Here is a 16,566-nt window from a genome sequence, read left to right as displayed (position 1 = left end):
GATCACTGCGCCGTCTCGAGGCGGGAGGCGACGTACAGGATGTCGCTGGTCGCGCGCTCGCCGCCGTTCGAAGGCTGATTCACGACCTCGCCGTTGAAGTACATCGTCGAGGAGCCGCCGCCGTCGAGGTTGTACGCCGTCGTCGCCCCGAGATCGACCATGATGTCGGCGAGCTCCGTCAGGGTGACGCCCGCGCTGTAGCCCTCCTGCCGGCCATCCACGACGACGAACACCAAGTGGTTCTCATCGATCACGCCGACCGCGGTGCGCGGCTCATCGCCCTGGATCGAGTGATTGCCGATGTTCGTGTCGATCTCGACGTCCTCGATGCCCTCCACGACGGCACCGGACTCGACGATCGCGGGACCGAAGCTGAGCGTGTTCCATGCACCGTCTGCGAGGAGCTCCTCGGCGGTCGTGGTCGTCTCGTCGTAGACCGCTACCGTGCCGTCGGTGTAGAACACCAGTCCGTCGCGCGCGCCGTCGTCGCGGTAGACGACGCCGTTGCGGATCACGATGCCGGTGTCGCGGAAACCGTAGTAGTCGCCGTTGATGGCGAAGACCGCGTCGTTGTCGGCGGCGATGGCGCTGGTGAGCTCGGTGATGTTCTCGCCGAACTGGTCCTTTGCGAAGGCGCTGCGCAGCGCCGTCGCATCCGACAGCACGACGTCGGCGACGTAGTACGTGACGGTGTCGTCGCCGGTGCCCTCGGTGACGGTCGTGATCGTGACCGACGTCGAGCCGTCGGAGTAGGACGTGTCGGTCATGACCGACTCGGCGGTGCTTTCGGCGCTGTCGGTCGATTCCGTGGTGTCTGCGGAGTCGGCGGTGGAGTTCTCGGCCTCATAGGCCGACACATCGGCGATCTCGACGTGCTCGATGAGGAATCGGTCGGCGGCCCACGCGGCTGCGCCCCCGCCCGAGAGGGCGACGACGAGGCCGGAGGCGATGACGATGTTGCGGGTTCGTCTCTTCCTGGTCATTCCTCATGGGTACGCGGCCGACCTACGACGCCCATCGCCGTGCGCTATGAAGCGGCGATGCGAAGCGGTCGCGAGGGCGCCGGCATCCCGGGATCGAAGAACCGTCGATACCGCGCAGTTCGAGAAGATTTCGCGAATCTTGTCATCGTGTCGAGTGCAACACACGACTCCTTCGTGTTCCTGTCTGAGAAGGTGGAGGCGTCATCGCGAGTGCCGCACGCGCTCGCAGATTCGATGTCGCATCAGATCCAGAGGAACGCATGACACGCATTGGCATCGTCGCCGAAGCGCCCGGAGAGAACCGGGTGGCCGCGACCCCGACCACCGTCCCAAAGCTCATCGCCCTCGGCTACGACGTCGTCGTCGAAGCCGGCGCAGGCGCGGCATCGTCCTTCCCCGATCCCGCGTACGCGGCGGCGGGTGCGACGGTCGTCGACTCCGCCACCGCGTGGGCGTCGCCGATCGTGCTCAAGGTCAACGCGCCGACCGATCCAGAGATCGACCGGCTCGCCGATGGTGCGACGATCGTGGCCACACTGAGCCCCGCCCTGCGGCCGGACCTGGTTGAGGCGCTGGCGACCCGCGGCATCACGGCGGTCGCGCTGGACGCCGTGCCGCGGATCTCGCGCGCGCAGTCGATGGACGTGCTGAGCTCGATGGCCAACATCGCCGGCTATCGCGCCGTCGTCGAGGCGGCGCACGAGTTCGGGCGATTCTTCACCGGCCAGGTGACGGCGGCCGGCAAGGTCCCACCCGCGAAGGTTCTCGTCGCCGGTGCCGGCGTTGCGGGGCTCGCCGCGATCGGTGCCGCGTCGAGCATGGGCGCGATCGTGCGGGCCACCGATCCGCGCCCCGAGGTGGCCGACCAGGTCGCCTCGATCGGCGGCGCGTATCTCGAGGTCGTCGTGCCCGAAGAGGCGAAGGAGGTCTCGGCCGACGGCTACGCGAAGGCGACGAGCCAGGCCTACGACCGGCGTGCCGCCGAGGTCTACTCCGAGCAGGCGGCCGACGTCGACATCATCATCACGACCGCCCTCATCCCGGGCCGTCCGGCGCCGCGGCTCATCACCGCCGCGGATGTGGCGTCCATGCGTCCGGGAAGCGTGATCGTCGACATGGCGGCCGGGCAGGGCGGCAACGTCGAGGGATCCGTCGCGGGCGAGAAGATCGTCACCGAGAACGGCGTCGTCATCCTCGGCTACACCGACCTTCCCGGCCGCCTTCCGCAGCAGGCGTCGCAACTGTTCGCGACGAATCTCGTCAATCTGCTGAAGCTCCTCACCCCGGGCAAGGACGGTGTGCTCGGCCTGGACTTCGACGACGTCGTCCAGCGAGCCGTGACGGTCGTGCGAGACGGCGCGGTCACCTGGCCGCCGCCCCCCGTGCAGGTATCCGCGGCACCCGCGGCGAAGCCGGCGGCCGCTGCACCTGTCGTCGCGCCGAAGAAGCCGATGTCGGCCGGGGCGAAGACGGGCCTCATCGCCGCCGGCATCGCCGTGCTGTTCGCGATCTGCGCGTTCGCCCCGCCGCCCTTGCCACAGCACTTCCTCGTGCTGACACTCGCCGTCGTCGTCGGCTTCTACGTGATCGGCCACGTCGCCCACGCGCTGCACACCCCGCTCATGAGCGTCACCAACGCCATCTCGGGCATCATCGTCGTCGGCGCCATGGTGCAGATCACCGCCCCCGACCTCACGGTGCAGATCCTCGCCGCGGTCGCCGTGCTGCTGGCCAGCATCAACATCTTCGGCGGCTTCGCCGTCACGCGGCGCATGCTCGCGATGTTCCAGAAGGGTGACGAGCGATGATCGCGGTGGCCGGGCAGGTGGCAGGCGCCGCATATATCGTCGCGGCGCTGCTTTTCATCCTGAGCCTCGCGGGGCTCAGCAAGCACGAGACCAGCCGCCGCGGCGTCGCGTACGGCATCGTCGGCATGGCGATCGCGCTCGTCGCGACGCTGTGGCTCACCGCGGCCGGCGCGTGGGGCGAGCCGCAGGCGATGCTCGGACTGGTGCTGCTGGTCGTCGCGGTGCTCGTGGGCGGTGCGATCGGGCTCTGGCGTGCGCGGATCGTCGAGATGACGGGGATGCCGGAGCTCATCGCCCTGCTGCATTCGTTCGTCGGTCTCGCCGCGGTCCTCGTCGGCTGGAACGGCGCGCTCTACGACGCCGGACTCGAAGGCGCGCTCGCCGACATCCACCACGCCGAGGTCTTCATCGGCGTCTTCATCGGCGCCGTGACCTTCACCGGCTCGATCGTCGCGTTCCTGAAGCTCTCGGGGCGGATGTCGTCGAAGCCGCTCGTGCTCCCCGGCAAGAACGTGCTCAACGTCGGCGCTCTCGTCGCATTCGTCGCGTTGACGGTCTGGTACGTCATCACGCCCGACCTGTGGCTCCTGGTCGTCGTCACGGTGCTCGCGCTCGCGCTCGGCTGGCACCTCGTCGCCTCGATCGGCGGCGGCGACATGCCGGTGGTCGTGTCGATGCTCAACAGCTATTCGGGCTGGGCGGCTGCGGCAGCGGGATTCCTGCTGAACAACGATCTGCTCATCGTCACGGGCGCGCTCGTCGGCTCATCCGGTGCGTACCTCAGCTACATCATGTGCAAGGCGATGAACCGTTCGTTCCTCTCGGTGATCGCGGGCGGCTTCGGCATCGAGGCTCCGAAGTCCACCGACCAGGAGCAGGGCGAGTACCGCGAGATCGATGCGGAGGGCGCCGCCGACATGCTGGCGAACGCCTCGAGCGTCGTCATCACTCCCGGGTACGGCATGGCCGTCGCGCAGGCGCAGCACGGCGTCGCCGACCTCGTGCAGAAGCTCCGCGAGCGCGGCGTGGACGTGCGCTTCGGCATCCATCCCGTCGCGGGCCGCCTGCCCGGGCACATGAACGTCCTTCTCGCTGAGGCGAAGGTGCCCTACGACATTGTGCTCGAGATGGATGAGATCAACGACGACCTGGCGCGGGTGGACGTCGTGCTGGTGATCGGCGCCAACGACACCGTCAATCCTGCGGCCGCCGAGGACCCGAGCAGCCCGATCGCGGGCATGCCGGTGATCCGGGCGTGGGAGGCCGAGAACGTGATCGTCTTCAAGCGCTCGATGGCATCGGGATATGCGGGAGTGCAGAACCCGCTGTTCTATCGCGAGAATGCCCAGATGCTGTTCGGCGACGCGAAGGACAAGGTCGAGGAGATCCTCTTCCAGCTCTCGCGGACATGAGGGCCGGCGAGGCGGCGTGCGTCAGTGCGCCGCCTCGTACGCGTCGAGAACGGATGCCGGAACCCGGCCACGATCCGACACCGTGTAGCCGTTCTTCCTGGCCCACTCACGGACGTCACTGAAGTCCTGCTGGCCCGAGCGCCGACGCTTGCGGGCTGCGGCCGACGCGCTGGTCGGGGCGCGACCGGAAGAGATGCTGCGCGCCGCCTGGGTGAACGGCTCGAGCGCCGCGCGCAGCGCCGCGGCATTGCCGTCGGTGAGGTCGATCTCGTACGCGACGCCGTCGAGCGAGAACAGCACGGTCTCGCCTTCGCCGACTTCGAGGAGGGTGCCGTCGAGGTCGTCGACGAGCTGATGCACGATTCTGCGGGCCATAGGTGTCACATTAGGCGCGATTGTCGCCGAGCACTATCGCGACGCGAATTCGCAATCAACCCGATATTCGGAGAATGGCGCCGAATTCGGAGGAAAAGTCACGAGCAGTACGAATCCGGTGCGAATAGCCGAATTCCGGAGGTGCTCAAGGCAGCAGCCCCGCCCGACGTGCGGTGGCGACGGCGGCATGGCGGGTCGAGGCATCCAGCTTCGCCATCGCGGACTGCAGGTACGACTTCACCGTTCCTTCGCGCAGGTCCAGGGTCGCGGCGATCTCGCCGTTGGTGAGACCCAGCGCCGCGCACGCCAGCACATCGATCTCGCGCGGTGAGAGGTGCACATCGAGGCCGACGGGAGGTTCGCTCGCGTCCTGCGAGAGCGCGGCGAGCCGACGCTCGAGGCGTGCGAGCCGATCGCGCAGGGCGGGGTCGTCGATGACGGCGGCGATGCTGCGCAGCTCGGCATACGTCTGACGCAGCTCCTCTCGGGCGGCCGGCGCCATGGTGACCGCCTCGGCCGGAGGGGGCGTTCGGGTGAGGCGGCGCTGCACCTCGTCGCGGATGCGCAGCTCGCTCGACAGCTCGTCGGCCACGGCGAACGCGGGCCGTGCCACGACGTCGCCGACCGGCGCCTCCGCCCACGATCCGCAGTAGATGACACCGCGGGTGCGCCCGGCGACGAGCACCGGGATCGCGAACAGCGTGGAGATCCCCTCGCCCAGCACCGCGCGGTCGTAGTCGTGCGTGATGCTGCGCGCCGACCGGTAGTCCAGCGCCAGTCGCGGCCGCTTCTCCACGAGCGCCCGGCCGCCCAGACCGCGCGAAGCCTCCACCACGAGGCCGTCGAGGCTGCGTGTGCGCGCGCCCACGATCGAGGAGACGTGGATGGAATCGCCACGCGCGAGGCCGCCGAAGGCGACGGGGAACCGGGTGCGGCGCACGAGCTCGGCGACGGCGTGCTCGAGGATCTCGGTGTCGGTCGGCGCGCTGTCGCTCGGCACAGTGCCAGAGGGTGTGCGGTCCCGGGCCCGTGCGCGATCACGAGATGGCGCGCCCACAACTACCTACTTCCGGGTGACGGCTGCTTCGCCGACTTTCGTAGCGTCGACCATACACCCGCGACGCGACCGGAAGGGGCAGGGGGCGCCTGCGCGAAGGGGCGCGGCCCGGGCGGAGCGATCCGCCCGGGCCGCGCGGCGTGCGGGCGGCCTACACGCCCGACGCCTGCTCGAGGTCGATGAGGTAGCGCTTGAGGTCGGGCCGGCCGCCGTACTCGCCGAGCGAGCCGTCCGCCCGCACCACGCGGTGCACCGGTACGACGATCGAGAACGGGGTGCTCGCGCAGGCCGTGCCGACAGCGCGAGCGGCGCCCGGGCTGCCCGCCGAGATCGCGACCTCGCCGTAGCCCGCGGTCTCGCCGTAGGGGATGTCGCGCACCGCTTCGAGCGCCGCGCGCGTGAAGCCGCGCACGAGTCGCCAGTCGAAAGTGAGGTCGAACTCGCGGCGCTCGCCTTCGAAGTACTCGTCGAGTTGGCTCACCGCGGCGTCGGCCGCGGCGTTCGGCCCGTCCTCGGGCATTGGGACCGCTCGCAGCGCCAGCGCCACGCGCTCGATCTCGCTGCGGAGCGGTCCGTCGAAGGGATGAAGCGTCACGATCCCGTCGTCGGTCGTCACGATGAGGATGTCGCCGATCGGCGACGGATGCACGCGGTACGAAGGCGGGTGCTCGGAGGTCATGCCCCCATCCTGGCCCGCGAGGCGGAGGCGCAGCGGCGAGGCCGGGGGAGGTGTGGGAAGCGCGATTCGACCCTCGCCTGGGGAGGAACGGGCGACCGCGCCCTGCCAATACCGCGAAACTCAGGTCCATTGCAAGTACCGCGGGCGCGTCGCGCTTAGGGTGGCTCGTGTGTGGCGAGGAGAACGCAGCGCCGTGGTAGGCGCAGAGGGCGCCGTGCCCGGGTACGAAGTGACCCCCGGCGACCTCGGCCTGGCCGACCCCGACGTCACCGTGGTCCACATCGCCGAGTCCGAGCGCGACCGGCTACGACTGCAGTCCGCGGCGCTGGGCGGCCGATCCACCCTGCTGCACTTCACGGATGCCGCAGATGCCGCGATCGAGATCACCAAGGCCCACCCCGGCAGCCTGCCCCAGTTCATCACGGGGCGTTCGACCCTGCTGTCCAATCTGTTCCGCGACGAGGTCGCAATGCGCGGCGCGCGCCTGGCGGCCGAGCGCATCACCGCCAAGAACCTCGAGCTGCGCACGGCCCGAGGCCTGGACTCCGTGCGTCTGGCCGTGGGCCTTGCGACCTGGCGCATCGGCGGACTCCTGTGCACCGCGCCGATCCTGCTGCGCCCCACCGCGATCCGCCGCCACCACGGCGACTTCGAGCTCAAGCTCCACGGCACCTTCTCCGTGAACCCCGAGCTGGTGCAGGCGCTGCGCACGCACTTCGGCATCATCGTCGACCCCGGCGGTCTCGCCGCGCTCGCCTACGAGGGCGGCGTCTTCAAGCCGCAGCCCGTCATCGACCACCTGCGGGCCCTCACCTCCGCGATCGAGCCCTTCGTCGTCAAGCCCCGCCTGCTGGTCTCCAGCTTCGCCGACGTCGGCGGACCGATGGCCGCCGATGCGGCGGACCTCGACCACGCCATCCTCAACGCCCTCGCCGGCCACGCCGCGGATCGCGAGTCGCTCGCCATCCGCCGCGACACGCCCGCGATGACGAGCCCCGACGAGCGCCCGCCCGCGTCCGACATGCTCCTGCTCGACGCCGACTCCGAGCAGGAGAGGGTGCTCGCGCGCATTGCCGCCGGTCAGTCGCTCGTCGTCCACACCCTGCCGGGCACCGGCGGCACGCAGACGGTGATCAACGCCGTCGGCGCCCTGGTGCGCGACGGCAAGCGCGTGCTGGTGGTGAGCGCTCGCCGTTCGACTCTCGACGGGGTGCGTCACCGGCTCACCGGCATCGGCCTGCCGGGTCTCGCGGTCTCGCCCGACCGGCTGCAGCGCGATCTCATCCGCGCCATCGGCCGCAACGAGAAGGCGCAGCCGCCCAAGGTGGCCGACATCGACGACGCACTCGTCCGGCTGCGGGGCGTACTGCGCGACTATCGTTCGGCCGTGACGGCACGGCATCCGTCGCTCGGCGTGTCGGTGCTCGACATCCTGCGCGCCCTCGCGCGACTGGCCGAGAACGGCGGCGCGCCCACCACGGCCGCGCGCTTCGACGCGGCAGCACTGGCGCGCCTGGCCGACACGCGGGGGGATGCCGCGGCCAAGCTCGCCGCCGCGGCGCGCCTGGGCGAGTTCCGCTTCGGCCCCGACGACTCGCCCTGGTACGGAGTGTCGTTCGCAACGGTCGAAGAGGCGCGCGGATCGCACGCGCTCGCAGGCAAGCTCCACCGCAGCGACGTTCCCACCCTGCTCGAGCGGGGATACGAGCTCATCGCGCAGACCCGCATGCGTCCGTTCCAGACCATCGCCGAGCTGGGGACGTATCTGCGACTGCTGCTCGGCATCCGCGATTCGCTCGACCGCTTCAGCCTGACGGTGTACGATCGTCCGCTCGCCGAGCTGATCCTCGCGCACGCCCCGAGACGGGATGCCCCGAACATGACGGGCGCGAACCGCCGACGACTGCGACGGCTGTCGCGGGAGTACGTCCGGCCCGGAGTGCACGTGCCCGACATGTACGAGGCGCTCGTGCGCATCCAGCAGCAGCGCACAGAGTGGCAGCACTACGTCGATGCCGGTGTGACCCCGGAGGTGCCGCTCGGTCTGGGCGACGTGCACGTGGCCTGGCAGCGGGTCGACGCCGAACTGGCCGAAGTCGACCAGGTGCTCGGTCGCACCGGTCCCGATCGGCTGTCGACCCTTCCGGTGAAGCACCTCGTGCGCACGCTCGCGGGGCTGGCGGCGGACTCCGACGTCTTCGCGAACCTCAAGGAGCGCGCGACGCTGCGCAGCGACCTCGCCGCGCTCGGCCTCGAGCCGCTGCTCATCGAGCTGTCGGTGCGGCACGTGCCCGAAGAGCAGGTGGCCGACGAACTCGAGTTCGCCTGGTGGCAGTCGGCGCTGGAGCTGCTGCTTCGCACCGATCGTGCGGTCCTGGGCGCCAACACCGCGGTGGTGGACCGGCTCGAGCGCGACTTCCGGCTCGTCGACGAAGCGCACGCCGGGGCATCCGGCCCGCTGCTGGCGGCCCAACTGGCGACCCAGTGGCGCATCGGGATCGTCGACCACGCCGACGAGGCGGCCGCGCTCAAGCGCTCGCTCAAGAACGGGGCGATCACCGCAGCCGAGCTCGCCGCCGTCGCGCCCACGCTTTCGCGCACGCTCGCGCCGGTCTGGCTCGCCTCTCCCTACGACGTTCCCCGAATCCCCGAATCCGCCGCGTTCGACGTCGTGGTGCTGGCGGATGCCGGGGCCCTCTGCCTCGCCGAGGCCGCGCCCGCGCTTCGCCGCGGTGTGCAGGTCGTGGCGTTCGGCGATCCCGTGACCCAGAAGCCGACGCCGTTCCACGTCGCGTCCGCGCATTCGGCGCACTCGATCGACCTGGCCGACGACGAGGAGTTCCCCTTCGACGGGACGAGCGTGTTCGAGCGCCTGGCGGAGCTGCTTCCGGTCGAGACGTTGACTCGCAGCTATCGCGCAGGCGGCGAGGACCTCGCCGAACTCGTCAACGACGCGTTCTACGGCGGAGAGCTCGTCTCGCTGCCCTGGGCGGGTTCCTACCTCGGCCGCGGCAGCCTCGCCGTCGACTACGTCGAGGGCGGGCACGGCGCGCCCGACCCGGTGACCGGCGCGGTCGAGAGCCCGGATGCCGAGGTCGCCCGCGTCGTGACCCTGGTGGTCGAGCACGCCATCAACCGCGGCAGCGAGTCGCTGATGGTGGTGACGGCGAGTACGCGCCACGCCGAGCGCATCCGCGCGGCCGTCGAGGCCGCCTTCTCAGGCCGCGCCGACGTCGCCGACTTCGTCTCGCGCGACACGGCCGAGCCGTTCGCGGTGCTGACTCTCGAGGAGTCCGTCGCCGAGAGTCGCGACCGTGTCGTCTTCTCGCTCGGGTTCGGCCTCACCAAGCACGGCCGCGTGCTCAGCGACTTCGGCGACCTGTCGACGCCCGACGGCGAACGACTGCTCACGGTCGGAATGACGCGCGCGCGACGCTCGATGGTGATCGTCTCGTCCATTCGGCCCTCGGCATTCGACGACGGCCGTCTCGAGTACGGCGCGGCGACGCTCATGTCGATCCTCGGCGGGCTCGCGGCGCGCTCGCGTGAAGCGCGCCTCGAAGACCTGGCCGATCCGCTGACCTTGGCGCTCGCCCGCGAGCTGCGCCGCGCAGGGCTGTCCGTGGACGTGGACTACCGCGGACTCCTGCCGCTCGTCGCGCAATACGGCGGCAAGGCCGTCGTCGTCGAGAGCGACCCCGAGACGATCGGGGAGTCGCTGCGCGAGTCGCTGCGGCTGCGCCCGCAGATCCTGCGGCGTCTGGGATGGCACTACGTGCGCGTGCACTCGTTCGACCTGTACCGCGACCCCGCGGACGTCGCTCAGCGCATCGCGGCGATGCTCGGCGTTCCGCCGGACGCTCCGCGCGTCGACAGCGAGACGCAGCCGATCGATGTCGTCGAATAGGCGTCAGCGCATCGAGCGGGTCCCGGGCTCGCGCCGCGCGAAACTCACCCCTGCGCCGGGAACGACCGCCGAGCCCGTGCCCGGCGACGAGACGACGGATGCCGCACCGCCGGCGAGCACCGGGGGCACGGCATCCGATCAGTCAGGTCCGAACGACGAGCGCCTCCGCCGCGACGTCCCCCCGCACTATTGAAGCGAGCCGGATCAATGCGAGCGAAGCCCGCGTTGATGCGGCTCGCTTCAAGATCCCGCCTCCTACTTGAGGGGCGGCGTCTGCTGCTTCTCGAGGAGGTCGCGGATCTGGACGAGAAGCTCGGCTTCGCTCGGAAGAGCCTCGGGCTCTTCGGGAAGGCCCTGCTTGGCAGCGGCGCGCTCCTTCATGACGTTCATCGGGTGCACGAAGACGAAGTAGACGACGATCGCGACGGCGAGGAAGGCGATGATCGCGTTGATGAGGTCGCTGATGGGGAACGTCACCGGACCCCACAGGCCGTTCACCGTGATGCCGATCGCGCCGTTCTCGTCCGGTTTCCAGAAGAGCGCGATGATCGGGTTGATGATGCTCGAGACGATCGCGTTGACGACCGCGGTGAAGGCTGCGCCGATGACGACCGCGACGGCCAGATCGATGACGTTGCCGCGCAGGATGAACTCTTTGAAGCCCTTGATCACGGTCTCTCCTTCGTTCTCCGGCTCGCGCCGGTCAGGCTCCCGACGATGCGGGTGAGGCCTTCGCCTCAGTCTTCGATGATGTCGAAGTCGACGCCGGGGCGCCAGCCGACGAGTCCGAGCCGCCGCTCGATGCGCTCGCCGCGCGGGAGTCCGTCCGGTAGAAGCCGGACCCGTTGAACGTCACGCCGATCGATCCGTACTCCTTCCGCAGCGCGCCACCGCATTCGGGGCACTCGGTGAGGGTGGGGTCGGCGAAGGACTGGACCGCGTCGAAGCGGTGTCCGCAATTCTTGCAGGCGTAGGCGTAAGTGGGCATGTCTCTCTCGGCGGATCGGTCGGTGCAGCGGAGTTCAGCGCCGGGTGGGCGCGAGGGTGAGGGTGCGCGTGGGAGTGACGACTCCGGTCACGCGCTGGTCGTGGACTTCGCGGGGAACCTCATCCACGACCTCGGAGTCGTAGACGACCGCGTAGACGGGCGGGCACCGCTCCATCGATCCGAGCGTCTTGTCGAAGAAGCCCCGGCCCCAGCCGAGCCGCATGCCGCTGGCGTCCACTGCGGCGGCGGGGATGACGAGCAGATCGACGTCGTTCACGGCGATCGGGCCGAGCAGTTCGCCGACAGGCTCGGGAAGACCGAACAGCCCTTCGGAGATGTCGCCGTCGGTCGTGGCGACAGCCCAGTCGAGCAGCCCGTCGTTGCGCGTCACGGGAAGGAGCACCCGGATGCCGCGGGCCACGGCATCCGTCACGAACTTCCGGGTTCCGGGCTCGGTGGTGGTCGACAGGAAGCACGACATCGATCGCACGTCCCGCTCCGCGATCAACGCGTCGAGCTGGGCCTGGATGCCTGCCTCGGCGGTTTCGCGCGCGTGATCGGACAGCAGGTGACGGCGCTCTCTCAGCTCTGCGCGCATCGCCCGCTTCGCATCGGCGATCGCGTCGGTCATGACCTCGATTGTAAGTCGTATGTCCGGCTCAAGAGTCGGCCGGTAACGTGCACGACATCTTCGAGTCGCATGACCCTGGATAGAGTTGCCTGCATGACCCATAAGTCCTTCAAAGCAGTCATCCCCGCGGCCGGCCTCGGAACCCGCTTCCTCCCCGCGACGAAGGCGATGCCGAAGGAGATGCTCCCGGTCGTCGACAAGCCCGCGATCCAGTACGTCGTCGAAGAGGCCACGCAGGCCGGGATCGAAGACATCCTGATCATCATCGGACGCAACAAGAACAACCTCTCCAACCACTTCGACTCCGTGCCCGAGCTCGAGAGCAATCTGCTCAAGAAGGGCGACCAGGACAAGCTCGCCAAGGTGCAGCGTTCGAGCGAGCTCGCCGACATCCACTTCGTCCGCCAGGGCGAGCCCCGCGGCCTCGGCCACGCCGTTCTGCGTGCGAAGTCCCACGTGGGCGACCACCCCTTCGCCGTGCTGCTGGGCGATGACCTCATCGACGAGCGCGATCCGCTGCTCACGACGATGCTGGCCGAGTACGAGCGCACCGGCGCTGCGATCATCGCGCTGCTGGAGGTGCCGGCGGACTCGATCCACCTCTACGGCGCCGCCGCCGTCGAGGCGACCGACGTCGACGGGGTCGTGAAGGTCACCGGCCTGGTCGAGAAGCCCGCCAAGGAGGATGCACCGTCCAACTACGCCGTGATCGGCCGATACGTGCTCTCGCCGGATGTCTTCGAGGTGCTCGAGCGCACCCCGCCCGGCAAGGGCGGCGAGATCCAGCTGACCGATGCGCTCCAAGAGCTCGCGGCGGACCCGAACGGCCCCGGCGTGTACGGCGTGGTCTTCCGTGGTCGTCGGTACGACACCGGCGATAGGGTGGACTACATCAAGGCCATCGTGCAGCTCGCCGCCGACCGCGACGATCTCGGCCCCGAGCTGCGTCCCTGGTTCAAGGAGTTCGCGGCCACTCTCTGAAGCCGCCCGTTCGAGGGGGTCATGTGGACCTGACGGCTCCCCGCAGGCATGGACCGGTATCGATCCGGCTCGTCCGGCAGCGCGACGCGCGCGTGCTGCAGAACGAATTGCTGTCCAACCGCGAATGGCTGCGGCCGTGGGAGGCCACGAGTCCGGACGGACCCGTCTCCTTCGACATGCGCGTCGGTGTGCGGCGACTGCTGCAGCAGTATCGCGACGGCACCGGCATCCCGTTCGTCATGGAGCACGAGGGCCAGGTCGCCGGTCAGCTCAACGTCTGGGGCATCGCGCGGGGCTCGCTCGCGTCGGCCACGATCGGCTACTGGGTGAGCAAGCGCTTCGCCGGCCGGGGGATCACGCCGGTGGCGGTGGCGCTCGCGACCGACGTCTGCTTCTCGGAACTGCGTCTGCACCGCATGGAGATCTGCATCCGGCCCGAGAACCGCGCGAGTCTTCGCGTGGTCGAGAAGCTCGGGTTCCGTTATGAGGGGCTCCGGCGCCGATTCATCCACATCGACGGCGACTGGCGCGACCACTACGCATTCGCCCTCGTCCGCGAGGACGCCCCCGAGGGTGTGCTCGAGCGCTGGGTGTCGGGGCGTGCTCCACAGGACGCCGCCACCGTGCCCCCGGCGGATCGCCTGCACGCGTAGCGCGATTCCCGACGATCCGCCGCCGCGCACCTCGCCGACACGCGGTCAGGTGCGGGGGCAGGGGCATCCCGTCCCCTACCGTGGACTTCATGGGTGGGCAGGTGCTGGGCGGGGGAGTGATCGTTCTCGTCGCCGTGCTCCTGTGGCTGGTCTACCTGCTGCCGACCTGGAACAGCAGACGGCAGTACGACGCCGCCGAGCGCAACGCCGTTCGTCTCAATCAGGCGCTGCGTGTGCTGGCCGAGACGAGTGAGACACCCCACGAGGTGCGCCTCGAACTCAACGCCCGCACCGCCGCCGCGCAGCAGCGCCTCGCGAAGCGCGCGATGGCCGAGCGCGAGCAGGCGGCGCTCGAAGGCGCCAGGCTCGACCTCGAGAACGCCCGCACCGAGCGCGCTGCGGCAGAATCCGCCGCTCGCGTCGACATCGAACGTGCACGTGCCGACCGCGCCGCCGCCGAGGCCTCGGCCCGGCGCGAGCTCGCGGCCGCCCGGGCCGTTCCCGCGGCACGCCAGGCGCGCACGCGGCGTCGCTTCCGGTTGACCGCGACCCTCGTCGGCCTCGCAGGACTCGCACTGGTCGGATGGGGCGTGTACGAAGCCGTCACCGGCGGGGCGCAGCTGCTGTTGTGGAGTGGCGTCGCGGTGGCCGCGGCATCCGCTCTCGTCCTTCGCCGCATGTCCCGCGTGAGCGCTCGGGCAGAGCTGCGGGCGACGGATGCCGCACCTCGTCGTGCACCGATCGTGCAGGACGTCGAACTCGAGCCGGAGCAGCGCGAGTGGGCGCCGCGCGGTCTTCCCCGGCCGCTCACGGCGTCGGCGGGTTCGCGTGCGGCCGCGGTGCTCGATGCCGAAGAGGCGCGCGCGGCGCTGCGGCAGGCGGCGCTCGAAGAGGCGATGCGGGCCCGCGCCGAGGCGCAGCGGCCCCCCTCAATCGACACCGCACGCGTCGCGCGCACTCCCGGCACCGCGGCGGGACAGGCGACGAGTGCCGACTACTCGCGCATGGGCTACATCGATGACGCCGAGATCGAGGCGCACGTGCGCGGACTGCTCGCGCGTCGCGCGGTCGGCCAGTAGCACGCGGGGACTGCGACCGTTCGAGAAGCACCCGGCCGCGGCGTGCCGTTTCCGGACCACCGCTGCGGGTCGGCGGTTTCCCTACCGCTCGTAGAGCACCCGTCCGCCGCCTACGACCAGGTCGCGCGGCGGAGTGCGGACGAGGGCATCCATCTCGTTCTCGGCGTCCAGCAGCACGAGGTCCGCGCGATCGCCGGGATTCAGGCCGTGCCCGGCGATCCCCGCGAACGGCGCCCCGCCGGTCGTGGCGAGTTCGATGACCCGGCGGAGGTCCTCGTCGCGGACCAGACTCGACGCGCGCGCATACTGCCACGCGATCCCCAGGGTGTCGCCGGTGCCGTAGGGGCTCCACAGGTCCCGGATGCCGTCGGTGCCGAACCCGAATCGCACGCCCGCGGCATCCAGTTCGTGAAGGGGGAGCTGGGGCAGCCGCAGCGGCGCCACCGTCGTCATCGTCACATCGAGATCGCCCATGCGCTGGAGCAGGTCGCGACGGCGCACCGCGTCGACCTGTGCCACCGCGAAGCCGTGCGCGATATTGACCTTGCCCGACAGACCCAGCGCCTCGGTGCGATCCAGGATGAGGTCGAACTGGAAGGCACCCAGCTCGGCCGGGTCGTGGAGGTGGATGTCGATGCCTGCGCCGGTGTCGGCGGCGAGGGCGAAGATCGCGTCGAGCTGCCCGACCGGATCGCGGTCGATGCTCGCCGGGTCGAGCCCGCCGATGTGCTGGGCGCCTGCCTCGACGGCGGCGCGCAGCAGTTCGAGCACGCCCGGGCGCCGCAGCACGCCGTCCTGCGGGAATGCGACGATCTCGGCCAGGATCGCCCCGTCGTACTCGTCGACCGCCTGTCGCACGATCTCGATGCCGCGCAGGCCCAGCCCGAGGTCGACGTCTACGTGGGTGCGCAGCGCCGTCGTGCCGAAGCGCACGAACTCCGCGAGGACGCGGCGGGTGATGTCGAGACCGGGGATGCCGAGCTCATCGCGCCGGGCGCGCTCGTGACGGATCCGGCCGTCGGTGCCGCCCTCGCCGCCGTACGACTGCCACGAGTGGCCGATCCACGACTTGTCGACGTGGGCATGGGTGTTGACGATCCCGGACAGTGCCAGGAGGCCGCGCCCGTCGATCTCGCCCGGGCCCGCCGGGTGCCGGACTCGCCGATGCCGATGTCGTACGCGGCACCGTCGCGCCCGCCTGCCTCGAGGCGCACGTTGCGGACGGTGGAGAGGCGGGGGAAAGCGGTGTGGAGCATGCATCCATCCTCTCCCGAGGGAGGGCCTCAGGGGTGTCCGGCGATTCGAGGGCGCCGAGACGGCGTGATAGTGTTTACGAGGTTCACGGGCCTGTGGCGCAGTTGGTAGCGCGCCTCGTTCGCATCGAGGAGGTCAGGGGTTCAAATCCCCTCAGGTCCACCGTGACGAGGGTCTCCGCATAGCGGAGGCCCTCTTCTTTCGCCCCGGCATGTCCCGCCGGCTGCCTTCACAGCAACGCGCTGATCTGTCGGTGGATCGCCGGATCGAAGGCGACGAGCCGGATGTCCTCCAGGGTGGTCGGAGTCGTGGTCAGCGTGTCGATCGCCACGCTGATGGCGTCGTCGAGCGGCCAGGCGTACGCCCCGGCGCTGATGAGCGGGAAGGCGATGCTCTGCGCGCCCAGTTCGTCGGCGACCTCGAGCGAGCGCCGGTAGCAGGACTCGAGCAGAGCGCGATCGCGCTGCCCGGCGCCGTAGTTCGGTCCGACGGTGTGGATCACCCACCGCGCGGCGAGCGCGCCGCCCGTGGTCCAGCCGGCATCGCCTGTCGCCAGCCCGTGCGGAAAACGCGCGATGCAGTCGCGCAGGATCTCGGGGCCGCCGGTGCGGTGGATCGCGCCGTCCACCCCGCCCCCTCCGCGCATCGCGGTGTTTGCGGCGTTGACGATCGCATCCGTTGTCTCGGCGGTGATGTCTCCGTGGACGGCGACGAGTCTGCTCACGTGCCCATTCTGCACACTCCGGGTTTCAGAGGGCA

16 protein-coding genes and 1 tRNA gene are annotated in these 16,566 nt (G+C 70.1%); 8 read left to right on the top strand and 9 right to left on the bottom strand.

Annotated elements, in window-relative coordinates; translation table 11 throughout:
* Positions 1–2: 2 nt before the first annotated feature.
* Positions 3–983 carry a phosphodiester glycosidase family protein gene (locus tag KEC57_RS01565; RefSeq protein ID WP_229382758.1) on the bottom strand — a complete coding sequence of 327 codons (981 nt, stop codon included), beginning with the start codon at positions 981–983 and terminating at the stop codon, positions 3–5.
* Between the two features lie 260 nt (positions 984–1,243).
* Between KEC57_RS01565 and KEC57_RS01560 the strand changes: the two genes are divergently transcribed.
* Together KEC57_RS01560 and pntB are read left to right on the top strand one after the other, a co-directional pair.
* Positions 1,244–2,791 (top strand): Re/Si-specific NAD(P)(+) transhydrogenase subunit alpha, encoded by a 1,548-nt coding sequence (locus KEC57_RS01560; RefSeq protein WP_229382757.1) that lies wholly within the window; start codon positions 1,244–1,246, stop codon positions 2,789–2,791.
* Complete coding sequence (gene pntB / locus KEC57_RS01555; protein ID WP_229382756.1) at positions 2,788–4,203, top strand: Re/Si-specific NAD(P)(+) transhydrogenase subunit beta; 1,416 nt, start codon at positions 2,788–2,790, stop codon at positions 4,201–4,203. Before KEC57_RS01560 ends, pntB begins: the two co-directional genes overlap by 4 nt.
* A 21-nt stretch (positions 4,204–4,224) precedes the next feature.
* On the opposite strand, the gene KEC57_RS01550 is transcribed toward pntB, so the two are convergent.
* From KEC57_RS01550 to KEC57_RS01540, 3 genes are all read right to left on the bottom strand, one after another.
* A complete protein-coding gene (locus KEC57_RS01550) occupies positions 4,225–4,578 on the bottom strand; it encodes a histone-like nucleoid-structuring protein Lsr2 (RefSeq protein ID WP_229382755.1) in 354 nt (117 codons plus the stop codon).
* 145 nt (positions 4,579–4,723) lie between these two features.
* A complete protein-coding gene (locus KEC57_RS01545; protein WP_229382754.1) occupies positions 4,724–5,578 on the bottom strand; it encodes a LuxR C-terminal-related transcriptional regulator in 855 nt (284 codons plus the stop codon).
* Positions 5,579–5,786: 208 nt separating this feature from the next.
* On the bottom strand, positions 5,787–6,314 hold the full coding sequence (locus KEC57_RS01540; RefSeq protein WP_229382753.1) for a methylated-DNA--[protein]-cysteine S-methyltransferase: 528 nt from the start codon (positions 6,312–6,314) through the stop codon (positions 5,787–5,789).
* 214 nt (positions 6,315–6,528) lie between these two features.
* Between KEC57_RS01540 and KEC57_RS01535 the strand changes: the two genes are divergently transcribed.
* Together KEC57_RS01535 and KEC57_RS01530 are read left to right on the top strand one after the other, a co-directional pair.
* Complete coding sequence (locus KEC57_RS01535) at positions 6,529–10,221, top strand: AAA family ATPase (RefSeq protein ID WP_229382752.1); 3,693 nt, start codon at positions 6,529–6,531, stop codon at positions 10,219–10,221.
* The gene (locus tag KEC57_RS01530; RefSeq protein WP_229382751.1) at positions 10,208–10,414 is read left to right on the top strand and encodes a hypothetical protein; all 207 of its coding nucleotides are present in this window, start codon (positions 10,208–10,210) and stop codon (positions 10,412–10,414) included. Before KEC57_RS01535 ends, KEC57_RS01530 begins: the two co-directional genes overlap by 14 nt.
* Before the next feature lie 62 nt (positions 10,415–10,476).
* On the opposite strand, the gene mscL is transcribed toward KEC57_RS01530, so the two are convergent.
* Genes mscL through KEC57_RS01515 form a run of 3 tightly spaced genes read right to left on the bottom strand, consistent with a single transcriptional unit; the run spans position 10,477 to position 11,840 of the window.
* Positions 10,477–10,893 carry a large conductance mechanosensitive channel protein MscL gene (gene mscL, locus KEC57_RS01525; RefSeq protein WP_229382750.1) on the bottom strand — a complete coding sequence of 139 codons (417 nt, stop codon included), beginning with the start codon at positions 10,891–10,893 and terminating at the stop codon, positions 10,477–10,479.
* Positions 10,894–10,924: 31 nt separating this feature from the next.
* Positions 10,925–11,209: an FmdB family zinc ribbon protein gene (locus KEC57_RS01520; protein WP_229382749.1), complete on the bottom strand. Its 285-nt coding sequence runs from the start codon at positions 11,207–11,209 to the stop codon at positions 10,925–10,927.
* Positions 11,210–11,243: 34 nt separating this feature from the next.
* A complete protein-coding gene (locus KEC57_RS01515) occupies positions 11,244–11,840 on the bottom strand; it encodes a 5-formyltetrahydrofolate cyclo-ligase (protein ID WP_229382748.1) in 597 nt (198 codons plus the stop codon).
* 93 nt (positions 11,841–11,933) lie between these two features.
* Here KEC57_RS01515 and galU point away from each other — a divergent pair, with 93 nt between their 5' ends.
* The 3 genes from galU to KEC57_RS01500 all read left to right on the top strand — a co-directional run bounded on the left by galU (position 11,934) and on the right by KEC57_RS01500 (position 14,553).
* Entirely contained in the window at positions 11,934–12,821 is an 888-nt protein-coding gene (galU, locus tag KEC57_RS01510; RefSeq protein WP_229382747.1) for a UTP--glucose-1-phosphate uridylyltransferase GalU, read from the top strand.
* Positions 12,822–12,844: 23 nt separating this feature from the next.
* On the top strand, positions 12,845–13,474 hold the full coding sequence (locus KEC57_RS01505) for a GNAT family N-acetyltransferase (RefSeq protein WP_229382746.1): 630 nt from the start codon (positions 12,845–12,847) through the stop codon (positions 13,472–13,474).
* Between the two features lie 89 nt (positions 13,475–13,563).
* Positions 13,564–14,553, top strand: coding sequence for a large exoprotein (locus KEC57_RS01500; RefSeq protein ID WP_229382745.1), 990 nt, complete (start codon positions 13,564–13,566; stop codon positions 14,551–14,553).
* Positions 14,554–14,634: 81 nt separating this feature from the next.
* On the opposite strand, the gene KEC57_RS01495 is transcribed toward KEC57_RS01500, so the two are convergent.
* The gene (locus KEC57_RS01495; RefSeq protein WP_229382744.1) at positions 14,635–15,813 is read right to left on the bottom strand and encodes an amidohydrolase family protein; all 1,179 of its coding nucleotides are present in this window, start codon (positions 15,811–15,813) and stop codon (positions 14,635–14,637) included.
* Between the two features lie 83 nt (positions 15,814–15,896).
* On the opposite strand from KEC57_RS01495, the gene KEC57_RS01490 reads away from it, so the two are divergent.
* A tRNA-Ala gene (locus KEC57_RS01490) sits at positions 15,897–15,969 on the top strand.
* 67 nt (positions 15,970–16,036) lie between these two features.
* On the opposite strand, the gene KEC57_RS01485 is transcribed toward KEC57_RS01490, so the two are convergent.
* Positions 16,037–16,531 (bottom strand): O-acetyl-ADP-ribose deacetylase, encoded by a 495-nt coding sequence (locus KEC57_RS01485; RefSeq protein WP_229382743.1) that lies wholly within the window; start codon positions 16,529–16,531, stop codon positions 16,037–16,039.
* Positions 16,532–16,566 lie beyond the last annotated feature (35 nt).

The organism is Microbacterium allomyrinae, from assembly GCF_020682705.1.
Taxonomy (GTDB): domain Bacteria; phylum Actinomycetota; class Actinomycetes; order Actinomycetales; family Microbacteriaceae; genus Microbacterium; species Microbacterium allomyrinae.
This window is presented reverse-complemented; position numbering and strand designations above follow the sequence as displayed.